This is a genomic window from Streptomyces sp. H51, from assembly GCF_035656535.1.
GTDB lineage: Bacteria > Actinomycetota > Actinomycetes > Streptomycetales > Streptomycetaceae > Streptomyces.
In genome coordinates this window covers 23,123-42,673 of the sequence record NZ_JAYMHD010000046.1, presented here as the reverse complement: position 1 = coordinate 42,673, position 19,551 = coordinate 23,123, and the positions used below count along the sequence as shown (strand labels likewise).

Here is a 19,551-nt window from a genome sequence, read left to right as displayed (position 1 = left end):
CTTGTAATGCACCACATTCCCCCTGAGCCAAGGACCGTGATCCACGTGAAGGTCGGCATCCCCCGCGAGGTCAAGAACAACGAGTTCCGGGTGGCCATCACCCCCGCAGGCGTGCACGAGCTCGTGCGCAACGGGCACCAGGTCGTCGTCGAGCGCAACGCCGGTGTCGGCTCCTCGATCACGGACGACGAGTACGTCGCCGCGGGCGCGCAGATCCTCGACACCGCCGACGAGGTGTGGGCGACCGCCGACCTGCTGCTGAAGGTCAAGGAGCCGGTCGCCGAGGAGTACCACCGGCTGCGCAAGGACCAGACCCTCTTCACCTACCTGCACCTGGCCGCCTCCAGGGAGTGCACCGACGCCCTGCTGGAGTCCGGCACCACGGCGATCGCCTACGAGACCGTCGAGCTGCCCAACCGCGCCCTGCCGCTGCTCGCCCCGATGTCCGAGGTCGCGGGCCGGCTGGCCCCGCAGGTCGGCGCCTACCACCTGATGCGCGCCGGCGGTGGCCGCGGCGTGCTGCCCGGCGGCGTCCCGGGTGTGCCGGCCGGCAAGGCCGTCGTCATAGGCGGCGGCGTCTCCGGCTGGAACGCCGCGCAGATCGCCATCGGCCTGGGCTTCCACGTGACCCTGCTCGACAAGGACATCAACAAGCTCCGCGAGGCCGACAAGATCTTCGGCACGAAGATCCAGACCGTCGTCTCCAACGCCTTCGAGCTGGAGAAGGCCATCCTGGAGGCCGACCTCGTCGTCGGCGCGGTGCTCATCCCGGGCGCCAAGGCCCCGAAGCTGGTCACCAACGAGCTGGTCTCCCGCATGAAGCCCGGAAGTGTCCTTGTCGACATCGCGATCGACCAGGGCGGCTGCTTCGAGGACTCCCGCCCGACCACGCACGCGGAGCCGACCTTCCCGGTCCACGGCTCGGTCTTCTACTGCGTCGCCAACATGCCCGGCGCGGTGCCCAACACCTCCACCTACGCGCTGACCAACGCGACGCTGCCGTACATCGTCGAACTCGCCAACCGTGGCTGGGTGGAGGCGCTGCGCCGCGACCCCGCGCTGGCCAAGGGCCTCAACACCCATGACGGCAAGGTGGTTTACCGCGAGGTCGCCGAGGCACACGGTCTGGAGCACGTGGAGCTGGAGTCGCTGCTCGGCTGATCCCGGGCCAAGTCACCTTTTCATAAAGGCGATACGTCAACAACTCGCGTCAACCACGCACCCGCGGCCGGACCTTGCCCGACAAGGTCCGGCCGGATGTGTGTATGGTCACTCCGCGGCTCTCGACCAACTCGCCTCGAACGTGACACTTCGGTCGATTCGCGCGCCGGTGGGACCTGCCGTGCGACGGCCGTACGCCCTTGACAGAGGGATGTTTCATTGCCGACACATCCTGCCGGGTCCGGTGGATTGTGTTGCTGCGGACGCCCGACACGCCATAGAGTCGCCAATCGTCGGCATGGTGTCACGCTGACCTTGTCTAGAAGTTTCCTGGTCACCAAGGAGGTAAGACGACTTGTGAATGAGTCGACATTTTCTCCCGGGGGTGGTCAACCAGGAATGCCTGTCCGGGGCCAGGGCGGCCCCGCGGGATTCGAGGCTGTCGGCTCCGTCGCTGTGCGCACCTTCGCAGCCCACCAGAGTCACCACGCAGGCGTGACTCAGCCAGCACACCAGAGCATGGATGGCCATCACGTGAACGCCATGGCCGGCGACGGAAGTGGCGCGCCCCACAACCACTTCGCCGACTACGACGAACTGCCCGACGGGCACTTCTACGACCCCGACGCCGAGTACGAGCCCGATCCGGAGTACGCGGCCACGCTCGCGCCCGACGCCGCCCGCCAGCGCCGTGAGCGCATCGGCCCGACCGGGCGCCCGCTGCCGTACTTCCCGATCCCGGGTCCGCTGACCAGCCACGGCCCCGCGACGATCATCGCGATGTGCAACCAGAAGGGCGGCGTCGGCAAGACCACGTCGACCATCAACCTGGGTGCCGCGCTCGCGGAGTACGGCCGGCGTGTGCTGCTCGTGGACTTCGACCCGCAGGGCGCGCTGTCGGTGGGTCTCGGCGTCAACCCGATGGAGCTCGACCTCACCGTCTACAACCTGCTCATGGAGCGGGGCATGGCGGCCGACGAGGTGCTCCTGAAGACGGCGGTCCCGAACATGGACCTGCTGCCCAGCAACATCGACCTGTCGGCGGCGGAGGTCCAGCTGGTCTCCGAGGTCGCGCGCGAGTCCACGCTCCAGCGCGCCCTGAAGCCGCTGATGGCCGACTACGACTACATCGTGATCGACTGCCAGCCCTCGCTCGGCCTGCTCACCGTGAACGCGCTGACCGCCGCGCACAAGGTGATCGTGCCGCTCGAGTGCGAGTTCTTCGCGCTGCGCGGTGTCGCCCTGCTGACCGAGACCATCGAGAAGGTCCAGGAGCGGCTCAACCCGGAGCTGGAGCTCGACGGGATCCTCGCCACGATGTACGACTCGCGCACGGTGCACAGCCGTGAGGTGCTCGCGCGTGTCGTCGAGGCGTTCGACGACCACGTCTACCACACGGTCATCGGCCGCACGGTCCGCTTCCCGGAGACCACGGTCGCCGGTGAGCCGATCACCACGTACGCCTCGAACTCCGTCGGTGCCGCCGCCTACCGCCAGCTCGCCAGGGAGGTGCTCGCCCGGTGTCACGCCGAGTGAGTCTGCCGGGGGCCGACGAACTCTTCCGTACGACAGGGGGGACGGCGCTCCAGCCGTCCAGCCCACGGCGGGCCAACGGCGAGGCCCGCGTGCCCGCTCCCGCGGGGGAGAGCGACGGCATCGCGGCCGCGGAGGACGCGCCGCAGTCGGTGCCCGCGCAGGGCGGCGACGGCGACGGCGCGGAGCACGTGGCGGTGGAGCCGGAGTCGGCCGACGCGGGCCAGTCCCGCAGCCGGGGCGCGGAGCGCTCGGACCGCCGACAGCAGGGCCAGCAGGCGCAGGAAGGTTCTGCCCCGGGCGCCCAGCCTCGCAAGCGCGGACGGGCGGCGGCGCGGCGGCCCAGCGGGCGGGAGAGACACGACGAGAAGATCACCGTCTACGTCTCCGCCGAGGAACTGATGGACCTCGAGCACGCGCGTCTGGTGCTGCGCGGCGAGCACGGGCTGGCCGTCGACCGCGGGCGCATCGTGCGCGAGGCGGTCGCCGTGGTGCTGGCCGACCTGGAGTCCCGCGGGGACGCGAGCATCCTCGTCCGCCGGCTGCGTGGGCGGTAGCGGTAGCCTGCGGAGGCCATGACCTCCCGCGACGCTCCCGTCCCCGGCGCATCCGCCGGCCGTCGGCGCGCGCTGGGGAGAGGCCCCGGGGTGCCGCCGGCCGCTCCGCCGGCCGAGCGCACGACGCCCGTGGCGGACCCGGAGCCGCTGGAGCCCGGGGCACCCGTGACCGAACCACCGGCAGCCGCGGAGCCACCCGCACGCGCCGAGCCGCCGATGCCTGTGGTGCCCGCGGAGCCGGAGCGGTCGTCGGAGTCCGTCGCTCCGGGAACCGTCGTCCCTGAGCCGGAAACCGAGCCCGAGCGCGGGCACGATGCCGAGCGCGGGCACGATGCCGAGCGCGGGCACGAGCCGGGACCCGTGCCGGACGGGGCGGCCGGTGGCTCCGAGGCGGCCGGTGACGGCGTCTTCACGGTCCGGCTCGCCAACTTCGAGGGGCCCTTCGACCTCCTCCTCCAGCTCATCTCGAAGCACAGGCTGGACGTCACCGAGGTGGCGCTGTCGCAGGTGACCGACGAGTTCATGGCGCACATCCGGGCCCTGGGGCCGGACTGGGACCTGGACGAGACGACCGAGTTCCTGGTGGTCGCCGCCACGCTGCTCGACCTCAAGGCGGCCCGGCTGCTGCCCGCCGCCGAGGTGGAGGACGAGGCGGACCTGGCGCTGCTGGAGGCGCGCGACCTGCTGTTCGCGCGGCTGCTGCAGTACCGCGCCTACAAGCAGATCGCCGACATCTTCAGTCACCGCCTCGACCAGGAGGCCCGCCGCCACCCCCGTACCGTCGGCCTCGAACCGCACCACGCCGAGCTGCTGCCCGAGGTGGTCATCAGCATCGGCGCGGAAGGGTTCGCCGGACTCGCGGTCAAGGCGATGCAGCCCAGGCCGAAGCCGCAGGTGTACGTCGACCACATCCACGCGCCCCTGGTGAGCGTGCGGGAGCAGGCCGGCATCGTCGTCGCCCGGCTCAGGCAGCTCGGCGAGGCCAGCTTCCGCACGCTGGTGGAGGACACCGACGACACGCTGACCGTCGTGGCCCGCTTCCTGGCGCTGCTGGAGCTGTACCGCGAGAAGGCGGTGGCGCTGGACCAGGAGGCGGCGCTGGGGGAGCTGACCGTGCGCTGGACGGGCGGCGAGGGGGACGCCCGGCCGATGGTGACCGACGAGTTCGACCGGCCGCCCGAGCGGCCCGAGGAGGACAAGGCGTGAGCGAGGAGACCACCGACGTTCCGGCCGGGCTGCGCACGGTCGCCGATCTCGGCCTCAAGCCCGCCCTGGAGGCGGTCCTGATGGTCGTGGACGAGCCCGCGACCGAGGAGCACCTGGCCCGGATCCTGGAACGGCCGCGCCGGCAGGTCGCGGCCGCGCTGCGCGAGCTGGCCGACGAGTACACCGCCCAGGGACGCGGCTTCGAGCTGCGGCTGATCGCGGGCGGCTGGCGGTTCTACACCCGCCCCGAGTACGCGGTGGCCGTCGAGCGCTACGTCCTCGACGGCCAGCAGGCCCGGCTGACCCAGGCCGCACTGGAGACCCTGGCGGTGGTCGCCTACCGGCAGCCGGTGAGCCGCAGCCGCGTCTCGGCCGTACGAGGAGTCAACTGCGACGGTGTCATGCGCACCCTCCTGCAGCGCGGTCTGGTCGAGGAGGCGGGTACGGAACCCGAAACAGGTGCGATCCTGTACAGGACGACGAACTACTTCCTGGAGCGGATGGGCCTGCGCGGCCTGGACGAACTCCCGGAGCTCGCGCCCTTCCTCCCGGAGGCGGAGGCGATCGAGGCCGAGACCCAGGAGGGCGTGCCGTCGTTCGATCCGGACGCTCCGGATTCCGAGGACGCAGACGACAAGACGGAACTTTGATGCGAAGCAGCAGCGGCAGGAACAGCAGCGGAAACAACGGCGGGAGCCGTGGTGGCAACAGCGGCGGCCGCGGCGGGAGCAGCGGTGGCCGCGGCAACTACCGCGGCGCCGGCAACTCCCGGGACGACAAGCAGGGGAGCGGCAGGCCGAAGAAGCCGCGCCCGGAGGAGCGGCGCTACGACGTGGGACCCGGCGCCACCCAGGACGGCCCGAAGTCGGGCCGTGGCACCTCGGCGCGCGGCGGTGCCAAGGGCGGCCCCAGGCAGGGCCAGGGCACCGGGCGCGGCCGTACGGCTCCGGCGAGTTCCCGTGAGTACGACGCCCGCGCCGAGGAGCGCAACCGGGAGCGGTACGCGGGCCGGAAGGACGTCAAGCTCCCCAAGACCTTCCCGGGCGCCGAGCAGGAGGGCGAGCGGCTGCAGAAGGTCCTCGCCCGCGCGGGCTACGGCTCCCGGCGAGCCTGCGAGGAGCTGATCGAGCAGGCCAGGGTCGAGGTCAACGGCGAGATCGTCCTGGAGCAGGGCAAGCGGGTCGACCCGGAGAAGGACGAGGTGAAGGTCGACGGGCTGACGGTCGCCACGCAGTCGTACCAGTTCTTCTCGCTGAACAAGCCGGCGGGCGTGGTGTCCACGATGGAGGACCCCGAGGGCCGTCAGTGCCTCGGCGACTACGTCACCAACCGGGAGACCCGGCTGTTCCACGTGGGCCGTCTCGACACCGAGACCGAGGGCGTGATCCTGCTCACCAACCACGGCGAGCTGGCGCACCGGCTGACGCACCCCAAGTACGGCGTGAAGAAGACCTACCTCGCGCACATCGTCGGACCGATCCCGCGGGACCTCGGCAAGCGCCTGAAGGACGGCATCCAGCTGGAGGACGGGTACGCGCGGGCGGACCACTTCCGGGTCGTCGAGCAGACCGGCAAGAACTACCTGGTCGAGGTGACCCTGCACGAGGGCCGCAAGCACATCGTGCGCCGCATGCTCGCCGAGGCCGGCTTCCCGGTCGACAAGCTGGTGCGCACGGCCTTCGGCCCGATCACCCTGGGCGACCAGAAGTCGGGCTGGCTGCGCCGGCTGTCGAACACGGAGGTCGGCATGCTGATGAAGGAAGTCGACCTGTAGGAGCGTCCCGCACCGGGCGACGCCGCGCTCACCCCGCCGGTGAGCGCGGCGTCGACGTGTCGAGGAGGCGCCGCATGGTCTCCGCGGCCCGGACCGCCGCCGTGCCGCAGCAGTTGTTGAACAGGACGTGGACCTGGTCGACCCGGGCCGCCAGGGCGTGCAGGCGGGGCAGCCACTCGGTGAGTTCGGACTCGGAGTAGTCGTGGCGGAAGCGGTCCTCCTTGCTGCCCGTGCCCCAGGCGGGGCTGCGTCCGTGGAAGCGGACGACGGACAGGCGGCGGGAGGTGACCGGGGTGACCGGGGGGACGGAGCCGGGCAGGGACCGGGCCATGTCGACGGCCACGGCCGTCATGCCGTACCGGGCGAGCAGCGCGCGCGTCGCCCCGGCCCATTCCGCGTTCCACCACCCGGGGTGCCGGAACTCCACGGAGACGGGCCAGCCGGCGGTCCGCTCGGCACACTCCCGCAGGAACACCCCGGTCCGTCTGCCCGGCCGGAACCACGGCGGCAACTGGAACAGCACGCTGCCGAGCCGCCCCGCCGTGCGGAGGGGCTCGATCCCCTCGGTGAACCGTGCCCACACCTCGTCCAGCACCTTCGGGTCGCGATGCCCGGCGGGCAGCCCGCCGGGCATCGCCGAGTCCCGCGTCGGGTGCCCGGTCAGCAGCGAGAACGCCTTCACGTCGAAGACGAAGCCCTCCGGCGTCCGCTCGGCCCACAGGCGGCTGTTGCGTGCGGCGGGCAGCGCGTAGTACGCCGAGTCGACCTCCACGACCGGGAACCGCTCGGCGTAGTACCGCAGCCGCCCTTCGGCGTCCCGCCGCCCCGCCGGATACCAGCCGCTGCCGACCAGCGCCCGGTCCGTCCACGAACACGTGCCCACCAGGATCTCGCCCATCGCGTGCGGTTACCCGGCGAGGGGTTGTGGAAGCACCCGGCGACATTTATAGTCGGTATGACTATTAAGGAGGTGGGGTGCATGGCTCTCGGCGCGGACGAGTCCGGCAGCGATGCGGCGGGCTACGACAAGTACGCCTATGAACCCTTCGCCGTCACCGTCGACCTCGCCGTCCTCACCCTGCGCTCCGGCGCCCTGCACGTGCTGCTCGTCGAGCGCGGACAGGAGCCGTACGCCGGTCACTGGGCGCTGCCCGGCGGCTTCGTCGAGCCGGACGAGTCCGCCGAGACGGCCGCCCGGCGCGAACTCGCCGAGGAGACCGGCCTTCAGGACGTCACCGGGCTGCACCTGGAGCAGCTGCGCACGTACAGCGAACCCGGCCGCGACCCCCGCATGCGGGTCGTGTCGGTCGCCTTCACCGCCCTGCTGCCCGACGCGCCCGAACCGCGGGCGGGCAGCGACGCGGCGCGGGCGAGCTGGCTGCCGTACGACTCGGCCGGCCCCCTCGCCTTCGACCACGACCGGATCCTGGCCGACGCCCACGAGAGCGTCGGCGCCAAGCTCGAGTACACCTGCCTCGCCACCGCGTTCTGCCCGCCCGAGTTCACGCTCGGCGAGCTCCAGCAGGTCTACGAGACGGTGTGGGGCACCCCGCTCGACCGCCCCAACTTCCGCCGCAAGGTGCTCACCACGCCCGGCTTCGTCGAACCGGTCCCCGGCGCCGCCCGGTTGACCGGGGGCCGCGGCAAACCGGCCGCGCTGTACCGCGCCGGCCCGGCCACCACCCTGTACCCGCCCCTGCTCCGACCGTCCCGGGAAGGACACCCCGCATGAGCGACTGGACCGTCCACAAGCGTGCCGCCTCCGGTTCGTTGACCGGCCTCGCCCTCGGGGACGCCCTCGGTTTCCCCACCGAGTTCGACGACGTGCCGTCGATCCTCGCCGAGTTCGGGCCGTGGCGGGAGATGGCGCTGCCGCAGCCGGCCGTCGTCTCCGACGACACGCAGATGACGCTGGCGCTCGGCCGCGCGCTCAGGACCGCGATGGACCGCGGGGTGCTGGCCCCGAAGCGGCTGGAGCGGCCGCTGCGCGAGGAGTTCGTGGGCTGGTACCAGTCGCCGGAGAACAACCGGGCCCCGGGGAACACCTGCCTGCGGGCGTGCAGCCTGCTGAAGGAGGAAGGCCGGCCCTGGCAGGACGCCAGCCAGATCGACTCCAAGGGCTGCGGCGCCAACATGCGCGTGGCGCCGGTCGGCCTGGCGCCCGGCCTGAGCGACGACCAGCGCGCGGGCGCGGCCCAGTTGCAGGCCGCGCTCACGCACGGGCACCCCACGGCCCTGGCCGCCTCCGACCTCACCGCCCACGCCGTGCGCCTCCTCGCGCAGGGCGCCGAACCGACCGGCCTCGTCGGCCTGCTGCGGTCGTACGCCCATGACAACCGCGCCCGCTACCACCAGGCGTGGCTCGGCGACCTGTGGACCCGGGCCGGCGACCCCAGCCCCGAGAGCTTCATCGCCCGCGGCTGGGACGAGTGCCTGGAGATCCTCGTCCGTCTTCAGGACGCCGTGCGCACCGTCTCGCCCGAGACCGACCCGTGCCTGGCCACCGGCGCGGGCTGGATCGCCGAGGAGGCCCTGGCGACGGGCCTGCTGTGTTTCCTCCTCTTCGTCGACGAGCCGGTGACCGCCATCCGCCGGGCCGCCTGCACCTCCGGCGACTCCGACTCCATCGCCTGCCTCACCGGCGCCTTCGCGGGCGCGTACCGCGGGGCGGAGGCCTGGCCCACGGAATGGGCCGACCGCATCGAGTACCGGAGCGACCTGACGACCCTCGGGGCACTCTGGGACGCCTGAGCGGTGGGCGGCTCGGTGGAGGGCGGCCGAGTGCTGGGCGGCCGAGTGCTGGGCGGCCCGGTGGTGGGCGACGCCCCGCATGCCGGGCAGGCGCGCGTGCGGGCCGACGCGGGGCGGCCGCACGTCCTGCCGGAGGAGGCGCGGGGCGTCTCAGCGCCGCCCGGCATCTCGCGGGCGGCGGGCGCCCCGCACGTCTTCGTCGCCCCGTACGTCTTGGTCGTCCGGGTCCGGCAGGCGGGCTGAGGCGCGGCGGACGCGGACGAGGAAGTCCTCCACCCCGCGCCGGTCCGGCTCCTCGGGCAGCGGGCTGCGCCTGACGGCCTCGTCCGCCTCGGCCGCCAGGCGGTTCATCCGGGACTCCACCTCCGGCCACGGCACCTCGCCGCGCCTGACCGCCAGCAGCGGCTCGCGCAACTCGCCCACGTGGACGGTCAGGACGCCCGTGCGCAGCAGGTCGCGGCAGGTCGCCAGCAGGCGCAGCATGTGCATGGCGTGCTTCCAGCGCGGGGCGCCGTACGAACGGACGTCGGCCGCCAGCTTCCTGCGCTGGCCGAGCGCGTAACGGCTGAACGACTCGTGCGCCCGGCGGGAGAGGAACGCCCCGCGCAGCGCGAGGAGTTCACGGCCGGTGTCGTCGACGTGCTCGACCAGCGGGGAGTGCAGGCACTCCAGGATGTTCGGGTTCGCGCGCAGGGCCAGTTCGCAGAAGCGCTCCAGCTCCCAGCTGAACTGTTCCTCGGCCGGCCCCTCGACGTGCGTCGGCGGCTTCTCGAACCGCCAGAACAGGGAGGTGGGGGCGACGAACACGCCCCGGCGGTCGGTGTCGCTGACGTCCGTGGCCAGGCCGAAGGCGCGCGAACCCATCACGCAGGAGTAGACGGTGTGGTCGCGTACCAGGGCCTCGGGGAGCATGCCCGGAGCGTACGCGGCACCGCCCGCCGGGCGGATCGAATTTTCCGCCGCCTCGGCCCGTCTCGGTCTGTCTCGGCCCGCCTCGGCCCGTTTCGGTCTGTCTCGGCCCCTCTCGGCTCGCATCGGCCGTCTCGGCCCCTCTCGGCTCGCATCGGCCGTCTCGGCCCGTCTCGGTCCGCTTCGATCCGCCGCTCGCTCCGCCGTCTCAGCGGGCGGGCGCCGCGTCCCCGGCCGGCGGGCGCTGACTACGCTGGTCCGCGAGAGCCGATACGCACGCCGAGCAAGGAGCAGCACCGTGGCGGTACGAGCGGTCCGGGGGGCCGTCCAACTGGAGCGGGACGACGCCGACCACATGAACGAGCAGGTCGGTGCCCTGCTCACCGCCGTCCTGGAGCGGAACGGGCTGACCGCCGACGACCTGATCAGCGTCTGGTTCACGGCCACGCCCGACCTGCACAGCGAATTCCCGGCGGCCGCCGCCCGCAAGCTCGGCGCCGGTTTCGCCGACGTACCCCTGATCTGCGCGCAGGAACTCGACGTCGAGGGAGCCATGCCCCGCGTCGTCCGGATCCTCGCGCACATCGAGTCCGACCGGCCCCGCGCCGACGTCGCCCACGTCTACCTCGGCGCCGCGGCCGCCCTGCGCAAGGACATCGCCCAGTGAGAACCGCACTCGTCATCGGCACCGGCCTCATCGGCACCTCCGCCGCGCTCGCGCTGTCCCAGCGGGGCGTCACCGTCCACCTCAGCGACCACGACCCGGAGCAGGCCGTCACCGCGGCCGCCCTCGGCGCCGGCACGGCCGAGGCACCCGAGGGGCCCGTCGACCTCGCGATCGTCGCGGCGCCGCCCGCGCACACGGCGACCGTGCTGGCCGACGCCATGCGCCGGGGCGCCGCCCGCGGCTACCTCGACGTGGCCAGCGTCAAGGGCGGTCCGCGCCGTGAGCTGGAGGCGCTGGGCCTGGACCTGACGTCGTACATCGGCACCCACCCCATGTCGGGCCGCGAGAGGTCCGGCCCGCTGGCCGCCACCGCCGACCTCTTCGAGGGCCGCCCCTGGGTGCTGACCCCCACCCGGGACACCGACACCGAGGTGCTCAACCTGGCCCTGGAACTGGTCTCGCACTGCCGGGCGGTGCCCGTGGTGATGGACGCCGACGCGCACGACCGGGCCGTCGCGCTGGTCTCCCACATGCCCCACCTGGTGTCCAGCATGGTCGCCGCGCGCCTGGAGCACGCCGAGGAGACCGCCGTACGGCTGTGCGGGCAGGGCATCCGGGACGTGACCCGGATCGCCGCCTCGGACCCCCGGATGTGGATCGACATCCTGTCCGCGAACCCGGGGCCGGTGGCCGACCTGCTCACCGACGTCGCCGCCGACCTGGAGGAGACCGTGCAGGCCCTGCGCGCGCTCCAGGCCTCCGACGAGGCCAAGCGGCGCGAGGGCAGCTCCGGCATCGAGGACGTCCTGCGGCGCGGCAACGCCGGCCAGGTCCGGGTCCCCGGCAAGCACGGGTCCGCCCCGCGGGCCTACGAGGTCGTGGCCGTCCTCATCGACGACCAGCCCGGCCAGCTGGCCCGCATCTTCGCCGACGCGGGCAGGGCCGGGGTGAACATCGAGGACGTGCGCATCGAGCACGCGACCGGGCAGCAGGCGGGCCTGGTGCAGCTGATGGTGGAACCGCAGGCGGCGCCGGTGCTGTCGGCGGCGCTCAGGGAACGGGGCTGGGCCGTCCGGCAGTGAACCGTCCCAGCGGTCCGGCGGTGACCGCCCGGGTCGTCCGCCTGCAAGAGGGGGTCCGGGGAGCCAGTAACCTTGTGCGGGGCACCCTCGCCGCCCCGCACACTCCCACCACACCGCACCAGGAAGGTGTCCCCCTGTGGAAAACGGTGCCGCCCAGCCCGTGATCGTCGCCATCGACGGCCCCGCCGGCACGGGCAAGTCGAGCACGTCCAAGGCCGTGGCCGCCCAGCTCGGCCTGAGCTACCTGGACACCGGCGCCCAGTACCGGGCGATCACCTGGTGGATGGTGAGCAACGGGATCGACATCGACGACCCCTCCGCGATCGCCGCCGTGGCCGGCAAGCCGGAGATCGTCTCCGGCACCGACCCGGAGAACCCGACCATCACCGTCGACGGCATAGACGTGGCCGGTCCCATCCGTACCCAGGAGGTCAGCTCCACGGTCAGCGCGGTCAGCGCCGTGCCCGAGGTGCGGGCCCGCATCACCGAGCTGCAGCGTTCCCTGGCGGCCTCCGCCGAGCAGGGCATCGTGGTCGAGGGCCGCGACATCGGCACCACCGTGCTGCCCGACGCCGACCTGAAGATCTTCCTCACCGCCTCCCCGGAGGCGCGTGCCGCCCGCCGCAGCGGCGAGCTCAAGGGCGCCGACGTCCACGCCACCCGCGAGGCCCTCATCAAGCGCGACGCGGCCGACTCCAGCCGCAAGACCTCGCCGCTCGCCAAGGCGGACGACGCCGTCGAGGTGGACACCACGGACCTCACCCTGGCCCAGGTCATCGAGTGCGTGGTCACCCTCGTCGAGGAGAAGCGGGCGGCGAAGTGACAGCGGCTTCCGAGCGGGGTGCCGAGGTCGGGCGGCGTATCGGCGTCGGCCTGATGTACGGGCTGTGGAAGCCGCGGGTGCTGGGCGCCTGGAAGGTTCCGGCGACGGGTCCGGCGATCCTCGCCGTCAACCACTCCCACAACATCGACGGCCCGATGGTCATGGGCGTGGCGCCCCGGCCGACGCACTTCCTGATCAAGAAGGAGGCGTTCGTCGGGCCGCTCGACCCCTTCCTGCTGGGCATCGGCCAGCTCAAGGTCGACCGGTCCGTCGCCGACCGCACGGCGATCACGCAGGCGCTCGACGTCCTGTCGGCCGGCGGCGTGCTCGGCATCTTCCCCGAGGGCACCCGGGGCGAGGGCGACTTCGCCTCGCTGCGCGCGGGGCTCGCCTACTTCGCCGTGCGCAGCGGCGCGCCGGTCGTCCCGGTCGCCGTGCTGGGAAGTTCCGAGCGCCGCGGACGGTTGATGAAGGGGCTTCCCCCGCTGCGCAGCCGCATCGACGTCGTCTTCGGCGACCCCTTCGAGGCCGTGGAAGGGGCGCGAAGCTCCTATACGGGTGGTGGCGGGCGACGGGCGGGCGGCAGCGGACGGCGCACCCGCAAGGCGCTGGACGAGGCGACCGAGCGCATCCAGAAGCAGCTGACCACCCACCTGGAAAACGCCAGGCGCCTGACCGGGCGCCGGGCCACACTGAGTAACTGAGTAGTGGACCGGCCCGTCGGAAGACGGCTGTTCCACCGATCACCACGATGAACGAGGTACCGACTTCATGAACGACCAGATCACCTCCGGCGGCTCGGGCGAGGAGCACGAGCACGGAGCGCTTGGCGACGCCGAGTACGCCGCGTTCATGGAGCTCGCCGCGGAAGAGGGCTTCGACGTCGAGGACGTCGAGGGCGCCATCGAGGCGGCCGGGCACGGTCCGCTGCCCGTGCTGGCCGTCGTCGGCCGCCCGAACGTCGGCAAGTCGACCCTGGTGAACCGGATCATCGGCCGCCGCGAGGCCGTCGTCGAGGACAAGCCGGGCGTCACCCGCGACCGGGTCACCTACGAGGCCGAGTGGGCCGGCCGCCGCTTCAAGGTCGTCGACACCGGCGGCTGGGAGCAGGACGTCCTCGGCATCGACGCCTCCGTGGCCGCGCAGGCCGAGTACGCGATCGAGGCGGCCGACGCCGTGGTGTTCGTGGTCGACGCCAAGGTCGGCGCGACCGACACGGACGAGGCCGTCGTACGGCTGCTGCGCAAGGCCGGCAAGCCCGTCGTGCTGTGCGCCAACAAGGTCGACGGCCCCAGCGGCGAGGCCGACGCGGCCTACCTGTGGTCCCTCGGCCTCGGCGAGCCGCACCCCGTCTCCGCGCTGCACGGCCGCGGCACCGGCGACATGCTGGACGCCGTCCTGGAGGCGCTGCCGGAGGCACCGGAGCAGACCTTCGCCGCCGCCGTCGGCGGCCCGCGCCGGATCGCCCTGATCGGCCGCCCGAACGTCGGCAAGTCCTCGCTGTTGAACAAGGTGGCGGGCGAGGAGCGCGTCGTCGTCAACGAACTCGCCGGCACCACCCGCGACCCGGTCGACGAGATCATCGAACTCGGCGGCAAGACCTGGAAGTTCGTCGACACGGCCGGCATCCGCAAGCGCGTCCACCTGCAGCAGGGCGCCGACTACTACGCCTCGCTGCGCACGGCCGCGGCCGTGGAGAAGGCCGAGGTGGCGGTCGTCCTGATCGACGCCGCCGATTCGATCTCCGTGCAGGACCAGCGCATCGTCACCATGGCCGTCGAGGCGGGCCGCGCGCTCGTCCTCGCCTACAACAAGTGGGACACCCTCGACGAGGAGCGCCGCTACTACCTGGAGCGGGAGATCGAGACGGAGCTGGGCCAGGTGGCGTGGGCGCCGCGCGTCAACGTCTCGGCGCGGACCGGCCGGCACATGGAGAAGCTGGTTCCGGCGATCGAGACCGCCCTGGCCGGCTGGGAGACCCGCGTCCCGACCGGCCGCCTGAACGCCTTCCTCGGTGAGCTGGTCGCCGCCCACCCGCACCCCATCCGGGGCGGCAAGCAGCCGCGCATCCTCTTCGGCACCCAGGCCGGCACCAGGCCGCCGCGGTTCGTGCTGTTCGCCTCCGGCTTCATCGAGGCGGGCTACCGGCGCTTCATCGAGCGGCGGCTGCGCGAGGAGTTCGGCTTCGAGGGGACGCCGATCCACATCTCGGTGCGGGTGCGCGAGAAGCGCGGCGCGAAGAAGAAGTGAGCCGTCCGGACAGGTGGAAGTGAGTCACCCTGACACGTGAGGAGGGGCGGCCCCGACCGGGGCCGCCCCTCCTCACGCGTCAGGTCGCCTTGCTCGGCGCGGGCGGCAGGGCGGGAGGGACGTGGTGCAGCCCGGTGCCCTGCGGGCCGACGTGCGCGACGCGCTGCCACTGCGACTGCTGGCGAGCGCTGTAGGCGCCCGCACTGTAGGCGCCGTACGAACTGCTGAACGACCCCGGCCGGTGACCGTCGGCGGCCGGGCTGCGCGGGATGTTCCCGAAGGCGGTGAAGCCCAGGTCCTCCTCGCCGCTGCGGTCACCCGGCAGCGCGCGGAAGGACTTGACGTACTCGGCGTAGAGCGCGTCGTAGATCGGCGTGGCCGATGGGCCGCCATGGTGGTCCTGAGCCGGCCGCGAGGACGGGACCGGCTGGCGGGACGGGCGGCGGGGAACGTCGTAGGTGTGCACGTATGTCCAAACGACCCCGGGTCAAAGGGGATGCGGGGCTCGTCTCACGTCCCCGCGAGAGGCATGGCGGCCGCCACCAGCTTGCCGCCCGCCGCCGCCCGGTCGAGCGCGTCCCGCAGCAGGTCCTCCCGCGGCTGGCGGCCGATCGACCCGACCGGCGCGGCGAACACCAGTGCCTGCTGGTGCTTGTGGGCGGCGTTGCGCCAGCTCTCGGTCACCTGCAGTGGCTGATGGGCCTGCCACCAGGCCACCGGCTGCCCGCCGTGCAAGCCGGGCTGCAGGACGGCGTGCAGCTGGCCCATGGCGAGCAGCACCGACCAGCCGTGCAGCACCGGCGGCACCTCGGCCAGCTCCGTCAGCGGCATGAAACCCTGCTCGATGAGCAGCGGCAGGAAGTCGTCCCCGGGGCCGGCCGTGCCCGGCCGCACGACGGGCGCGGTCGGCTCGACGACCAGGGCCGGGTGCAACTCCCCGGCCACCAGGACGAGTCCGCTGGTCACCCCGAGCACGGCCTGCTCGGGGACGACCTTCGCGGGCTGCGGGCCCGCGGCGTCCCCGGAGATGGACCGCACGGCTCCCTGGAGCTGTTCCTCGGTGACCTGCACGACCTGCGAGGGCAGGCAGGTGGCGTGGGCGAAGGCGAGGACGGCGGTCTCGTCGCCGACGAACAGGACGGTGCTGGTGCGCTCCTGTCCGGTGTCCCCCGGTGTGCGGCAGGACGTGCAGTCGTAACCGCCGGGGGCGTTCTCTCCGGCGAGCAGCCGGTCGGCCTCTTCGTCGCCGATCTCGGCGCGTACCTCGTCGCTGACGTCGAGCATGCGCGGCACGGGTGGCTCCCTCGGGATGTGATGCGTGGCGGGGCCGGGTGGCTCCCGGCCCGTGAACCGGGCGGATCCCGGGCTCATGAAGAAGACAACGGGGATCTGTGGCGGTAGTCACGCTCGGCGGCGAACGGAATCGAACCATCCACCGCGCAGGGTGACGATGGGTGCGGAATCGGGCACTCACCGTCAATTGCCGGGAACCGGAGGGGAGTTGCTTCCGTGAGGTGACTCACAGAATAGCCGGACAGGTGGTCGACAAATCCTGAAATCACGGAATGAAGTGGGTGGCCGAAATTTGCCGATACCTCGGGTAACGGTGAACTGGCCTGGAAAGACAGGCAGTTGGTTGATCCCGGCTCGGTGACCTCCCTACATTCCTCCGCCGTGTGCAACGAGCGGTGCAACGAGCACCGTTCGGGTCCGTTTGCGGATCCATGTCCTTCGGGAAGGAATCACATGTCCGAATGTGCCGATACCACCCGCGACAACGTCCGTAGGGCGCGTACGACTGCGGTCCTCGCCGGGGCCGCTCTGCTCGCCGCGCCCCTCGGACTGCTGACCGCGACCGGCGACGCCGCGGCGGCGGACGGCGGGGTGTGGGACCGTATCGCCCGCTGCGAGAGCGGCGGCGACTGGCACATCAGCACCGGCAACGGCTACTACGGAGGACTCCAGTTCTCCGCCGGCACCTGGCGCGCGTACGGCGGCACGGCCTACGCGCCGACGGCCGACAAGGCCACCAGGGAACAGCAGATCGCCGTCGCCGCCCGGGTCCAGCGCGCCCAGGGCTGGGGCGCCTGGCCGACCTGCGCGGCACGGGCCGGGGCGTACGGCGACGCGCCCGCGGCCGCCTCCGGCCCCGCGTCGGCCACCGGGTCCGCCACGTCGAAGCCGCCGAAGCCGCCGAAGTCGTCGGAGCCGTCCGAGCCGTCGGAGCCGGTGAAGGCGCCGGAACGTTCGGCGGGCCACCCGGGCCGCGGGGAGTCCCGCGGCGACTACACCGTCCGCGCGGGCGACACGCTGAGCACGATCGCGGCCCGGCACGGGACCACCTGGCAGCGGCTGTACGCCCGCAACAAGGCCGTCGTCGGCGCCGATCCCGATGTCATCATGCCCGGGCAGCGGCTCGAGATCTGACCGGACCGGACCAGACCGGACCCACCCCATCCCACCCCCACACCAGACCCACCCCGCCCCGGCCCGGATCCCTGCCCGGATCCCGGGTCGGGGCGCCGTCGACGCTCCGCCTCGTGGTCCCGTCCCTTGGCCCCGCCTCGTGGTCCCGCATCGCGGTCCCCGCCGATGCCCGCCGGCCGGCACGGCACCCGTCGGGTCTTCGGGGAGTCGCCGGGCCGCCTGTTCCGAGTCGCCGGTGGACTTGCGCCGCGCCGTCCGGGAGCCGACCCTTGAAAGGACCGGGTGTGCCTTGCCCGGACCGGCACCCGGTGGTGAGCCGGACGCTTCCCGGCCTGAAGACGCACTCCCGCCGACAGCCGACGGGAAGGGCCGGGTGTCCCAGGGCGACATGAACCGCACCTGCTTCGACGTGCCGCAACTGCCGTACGAGGCGTAGATCATGCAACCAAAGCACCGGGTCGCGGGTCCAACCGGGCAGAGCATGCCGAGGAAGGCCCCGAGAAGGGACCCGAGGGGAGATCCGCACCGCATGACGACGCCGGCTCGGCGGACCGCGCCGCTGCGCGCCGACTGCATCGCCGACTCCGCGGGCGGGCTGACCTTCGACGTCCCCGCGGCGGGGGAGGCGGGGACGGCCCACCTGGTGCTGCGCCGCCGGGACGGGCGGGAGGAGGTCTGCCTGCCGCTGACCCCGGCGGCGAGCGGCCGCCTGCGCGCCGCGCTGCCCAGCATCGTCGCGCTTCCCGAGGGCCGCTGGGACGCCTACGCCTGCACGGACGACGGCGAGACACGGCGCCTCGTGCCCGGCGTCACCGACCTGCGCTCCCTCGCCGCCCGCACACCCAGCGGCTCCCGCGGACACGTCGCCGTGCGCGTTCCCTACGCGACCCGGCAGGGCAACCTCACCGTCCGCAGCTGGCTGCGCGCCCCGCACGCCGAGGCGGGCGACCTGCGCACCGGCGAGGGCACGCTCACGGTGCACGGACGCGTGTACGGCGCCGCGCTCACCGCCGACGCCTGCGCCGAACTGCGCGGCCGCCACGCCCCGGACCCCGTGCGGCGGCTGGACATCCGCGCCGACGACGCCGAGTTCCGCTTCACCGTGCCCTACGCCCGCCTGGAGCCGGGCATCTGGGACCTGTGGCTGCGGCCCGCGGGGAAGGCGGGGCCGGGCGTACGGATCGCGCGGCTGCTGGACGACGTCGCCGACCGGAAGCCCGGGCCGGCCGGCGCGCGCGTGCGCGTGGACACCCCGCGCGGCCCGGTCGAGGCCGGGCCCTACTACACACGGGACAACGACCTCTCGGTGTCCGTCACGCCGATCACGCCCATCACGCCGGTCACGCAGGCCGCCCCGGTCGGGTCACCGCGGTGACCCGTCGCGGACAGAAGCTGTCCGCGACGTCCGGCAGACTCGGGTCATGTTGGAGACCTCGGCACGACTGCTGCGCCTGCTCTCGCTCCTCCAGGCCCACCGCGAATGGTCCGGCGCCGACCTCGCCGAACGTCTCGGCGTCACCCCGCGCACCGTGCGCCGGGACGTGGAGCGGCTGCGCGAGCTCGGCTACCCCGTCAACGCCAGCCCCGGCACCGGCGGCGGCTACCAGCTGGGCGCGGGGGCGGAGCTGCCGCCGCTGCTGCTGGACGACGACGAGGCCGTCGCCGTGGCCGTCGGGCTGCGCACGGCCGCCGGGCAGGGCATCGAGGGCATCGGCGAGACGTCCGTGCGGGCCCTCGCCAAGCTGGAACAGGTGCTGCCGGGCCGGCTGCGCCGTCGCGTGGGCGCGCTGAACGCCTTCACCGTGCCGATGCTGCGCGGCCCGCAGTCCTCCGCCGTCGACCCCGCGGTGCTGACCGAGCTGGCCGCCCTGTGCCGGGACTGCGAACGCCTGCGCTTCGAGTACCGCGACCACGACGGCGCACCCAGCCGCCGCGCGGTCGAGCCGCACCGCCTGGTGTGCACCGAGCGCCGCTGGTACCTGGTCGCCTGGGACCTGGACCGCGACGACTGGCGCACCTTCCGCGTCGACCGCATCACCCCCAGGCCCCCGCACGGCCCCCGCTTCGCCCCGCGCACCCCGCCGGCCGACGACCTCGCGGCGTACGTCTCCCAGGGCGTCTCCACGCGCGTGTACGCCGAGCACGCCGTCATCCGGCTGCTGGCGCCGCTGGAAACGGCGGCCGAACGCATCTCGCCGTCGGCCGGCCGGCTGGAGGCGGACGGGCCCGGCCGCTGCGTCCTGCGGGCCGGCGCCGCGAGCCTCGACCTGATGGTGCTGTACGTCATGATGACCGGCTTCGACTTCGAGGTGCTGGAGCCCGCCGAGCTCACCGACGCGATCAGGGCCGCCCGCGACCGCCTGTCCCGGGCCCTGGGCGAGGCTCCGTGATGCGGGGATCCTGTGGACGAA

The 19,551-nt window shown here is 73.0% G+C and carries 19 protein-coding genes and 1 pseudogene; 16 read left to right on the top strand and 4 right to left on the bottom strand.

Translation table 11 applies throughout. From position 1 onward, the window contains the following. The first annotated feature begins 36 nt into the window (after positions 1-36). From ald to VKA29_RS13510, 6 genes are all read left to right on the top strand, one after another. Positions 37-1,161: an alanine dehydrogenase gene (gene ald, locus VKA29_RS13535; RefSeq protein WP_324785734.1), complete on the top strand. Its 1,125-nt coding sequence runs from the start codon at positions 37-39 to the stop codon at positions 1,159-1,161. A gap of 399 nt (positions 1,162-1,560) precedes the next feature. Then, a complete protein-coding gene (locus VKA29_RS13530) occupies positions 1,561-2,697 on the top strand; it encodes a ParA family protein (protein ID WP_324785733.1) in 1,137 nt (378 codons plus the stop codon). Beyond that, a complete protein-coding gene (locus VKA29_RS13525; protein ID WP_324785732.1) occupies positions 2,682-3,251 on the top strand; it encodes a hypothetical protein in 570 nt (189 codons plus the stop codon). The genes VKA29_RS13530 and VKA29_RS13525 overlap by 16 nt, the downstream gene beginning before the upstream one ends. 18 nt (positions 3,252-3,269) lie before the next feature. Continuing rightward, positions 3,270-4,457, top strand: coding sequence for a segregation and condensation protein A (locus VKA29_RS13520; protein ID WP_324785731.1), 1,188 nt, complete (start codon positions 3,270-3,272; stop codon positions 4,455-4,457). Continuing rightward, a complete protein-coding gene (gene scpB / locus VKA29_RS13515) occupies positions 4,454-5,107 on the top strand; it encodes an SMC-Scp complex subunit ScpB (RefSeq protein ID WP_324785730.1) in 654 nt (217 codons plus the stop codon). The genes VKA29_RS13520 and scpB overlap by 4 nt, the downstream gene beginning before the upstream one ends. Beyond that, positions 5,107-6,231, top strand: a complete 1,125-nt coding sequence (locus VKA29_RS13510; RefSeq protein ID WP_324785728.1) for a pseudouridine synthase — start codon at positions 5,107-5,109, stop codon at positions 6,229-6,231. Before scpB ends, VKA29_RS13510 begins: the two co-directional genes overlap by 1 nt. Positions 6,232-6,259: 28 nt before the next feature. Here the strand turns inward: VKA29_RS13510 and VKA29_RS13505 are convergent, their stop codons facing one another. Next, entirely contained in the window at positions 6,260-7,129 is an 870-nt protein-coding gene (locus tag VKA29_RS13505; RefSeq protein WP_324785727.1) for a DUF72 domain-containing protein, read from the bottom strand. Positions 7,130-7,210: 81 nt separating this feature from the next. Here VKA29_RS13505 and VKA29_RS13500 point away from each other — a divergent pair, with 81 nt between their 5' ends. Continuing rightward, complete coding sequence (locus tag VKA29_RS13500; RefSeq protein ID WP_324785726.1) at positions 7,211-7,963, top strand: NUDIX hydrolase; 753 nt, start codon at positions 7,211-7,213, stop codon at positions 7,961-7,963. After that, a complete protein-coding gene (locus VKA29_RS13495) occupies positions 7,960-8,982 on the top strand; it encodes an ADP-ribosylglycohydrolase family protein (RefSeq protein WP_324785725.1) in 1,023 nt (340 codons plus the stop codon). The genes VKA29_RS13500 and VKA29_RS13495 overlap by 4 nt, the downstream gene beginning before the upstream one ends. A 150-nt stretch (positions 8,983-9,132) precedes the next feature. On the opposite strand, the gene VKA29_RS13490 is transcribed toward VKA29_RS13495, so the two are convergent. Then, positions 9,133-9,894 (bottom strand): DNA polymerase beta superfamily protein, encoded by a 762-nt coding sequence (locus VKA29_RS13490; RefSeq protein ID WP_324785724.1) that lies wholly within the window; start codon positions 9,892-9,894, stop codon positions 9,133-9,135. A gap of 295 nt (positions 9,895-10,189) precedes the next feature. Between VKA29_RS13490 and aroH the strand changes: the two genes are divergently transcribed. The 5 genes from aroH (at position 10,190) to der (ending at position 14,713) form a co-directional block, all read left to right on the top strand. Continuing rightward, a complete protein-coding gene (aroH, locus tag VKA29_RS13485) occupies positions 10,190-10,558 on the top strand; it encodes a chorismate mutase (protein WP_324785723.1) in 369 nt (122 codons plus the stop codon). Beyond that, the gene (locus tag VKA29_RS13480) at positions 10,555-11,640 is read left to right on the top strand and encodes a prephenate dehydrogenase (RefSeq protein ID WP_324785722.1); all 1,086 of its coding nucleotides are present in this window, start codon (positions 10,555-10,557) and stop codon (positions 11,638-11,640) included. The genes aroH and VKA29_RS13480 overlap by 4 nt, the downstream gene beginning before the upstream one ends. Positions 11,641-11,776: 136 nt before the next feature. Next, positions 11,777-12,463 carry a (d)CMP kinase gene (gene cmk / locus VKA29_RS13475; protein WP_324785721.1) on the top strand — a complete coding sequence of 229 codons (687 nt, stop codon included), beginning with the start codon at positions 11,777-11,779 and terminating at the stop codon, positions 12,461-12,463. Positions 12,464-12,516: 53 nt separating this feature from the next. Continuing rightward, on the top strand, positions 12,517-13,167 hold the full coding sequence (locus VKA29_RS13470; protein WP_324785743.1) for a lysophospholipid acyltransferase family protein: 651 nt from the start codon (positions 12,517-12,519) through the stop codon (positions 13,165-13,167). 67 nt (positions 13,168-13,234) lie between these two features. Continuing rightward, positions 13,235-14,713: a ribosome biogenesis GTPase Der gene (gene der, locus VKA29_RS13465; protein WP_324785720.1), complete on the top strand. Its 1,479-nt coding sequence runs from the start codon at positions 13,235-13,237 to the stop codon at positions 14,711-14,713. A gap of 79 nt (positions 14,714-14,792) precedes the next feature. Here der and VKA29_RS13460 read toward each other — a convergent pair whose 3' ends face one another. Both VKA29_RS13460 and VKA29_RS13455 read right to left on the bottom strand, forming a co-directional pair. Further along, complete coding sequence (locus tag VKA29_RS13460) at positions 14,793-15,179, bottom strand: hypothetical protein (RefSeq protein WP_324785719.1); 387 nt, start codon at positions 15,177-15,179, stop codon at positions 14,793-14,795. A gap of 44 nt (positions 15,180-15,223) precedes the next feature. Further along, entirely contained in the window at positions 15,224-16,006 is a 783-nt protein-coding gene (locus tag VKA29_RS13455) for a hypothetical protein (protein WP_324785718.1), read from the bottom strand. Between the two features lie 453 nt (positions 16,007-16,459). Between VKA29_RS13455 and VKA29_RS13450 the strand changes: the two genes are divergently transcribed. From VKA29_RS13450 to VKA29_RS13440, 3 genes and pseudogenes are all read left to right on the top strand, one after another. Next, entirely contained in the window at positions 16,460-17,140 is a 681-nt protein-coding gene (locus VKA29_RS13450; RefSeq protein WP_324785717.1) for a transglycosylase family protein, read from the top strand. Between the two features lie 529 nt (positions 17,141-17,669). Beyond that, the gene (locus VKA29_RS13445; RefSeq protein ID WP_324785716.1) at positions 17,670-18,515 is read left to right on the top strand and encodes a hypothetical protein; all 846 of its coding nucleotides are present in this window, start codon (positions 17,670-17,672) and stop codon (positions 18,513-18,515) included. A gap of 46 nt (positions 18,516-18,561) precedes the next feature. Beyond that, positions 18,562-19,524, top strand: a pseudogene (locus tag VKA29_RS13440) (helix-turn-helix transcriptional regulator); the annotation flags it as partial. Positions 19,525-19,551: the final 27 nt, after the last annotated feature.

Coding starts and splice junctions, on each gene's coding strand:
- VKA29_RS13530 (WP_324785733.1), top strand. CDS start 1,561: ATGCCTGTCCGGGGCCAGGGCGGCCCCGCGGGATTCGAGGCTGTCGGC.
- VKA29_RS13520 (WP_324785731.1), top strand. CDS start 3,270: ATGACCTCCCGCGACGCTCCCGTCCCCGGCGCATCCGCCGGCCGTCGG.
- VKA29_RS13510 (WP_324785728.1), top strand. CDS start 5,107: ATGCGAAGCAGCAGCGGCAGGAACAGCAGCGGAAACAACGGCGGGAGC.
- VKA29_RS13505 (WP_324785727.1), bottom strand. CDS start 7,129: ATGGGCGAGATCCTGGTGGGCACGTGTTCGTGGACGGACCGGGCGCTG.
- VKA29_RS13500 (WP_324785726.1), top strand. CDS start 7,211: ATGGCTCTCGGCGCGGACGAGTCCGGCAGCGATGCGGCGGGCTACGAC.
- VKA29_RS13495 (WP_324785725.1), top strand. CDS start 7,960: ATGAGCGACTGGACCGTCCACAAGCGTGCCGCCTCCGGTTCGTTGACC.
- VKA29_RS13490 (WP_324785724.1), bottom strand. CDS start 9,894: ATGCTCCCCGAGGCCCTGGTACGCGACCACACCGTCTACTCCTGCGTG.
- VKA29_RS13470 (WP_324785743.1), top strand. CDS start 12,517: ATGTACGGGCTGTGGAAGCCGCGGGTGCTGGGCGCCTGGAAGGTTCCG.
- der (WP_324785720.1), top strand. CDS start 13,235: ATGAACGACCAGATCACCTCCGGCGGCTCGGGCGAGGAGCACGAGCAC.
- VKA29_RS13450 (WP_324785717.1), top strand. CDS start 16,460: ATGTCCGAATGTGCCGATACCACCCGCGACAACGTCCGTAGGGCGCGT.
- VKA29_RS13445 (WP_324785716.1), top strand. CDS start 17,670: ATGACGACGCCGGCTCGGCGGACCGCGCCGCTGCGCGCCGACTGCATC.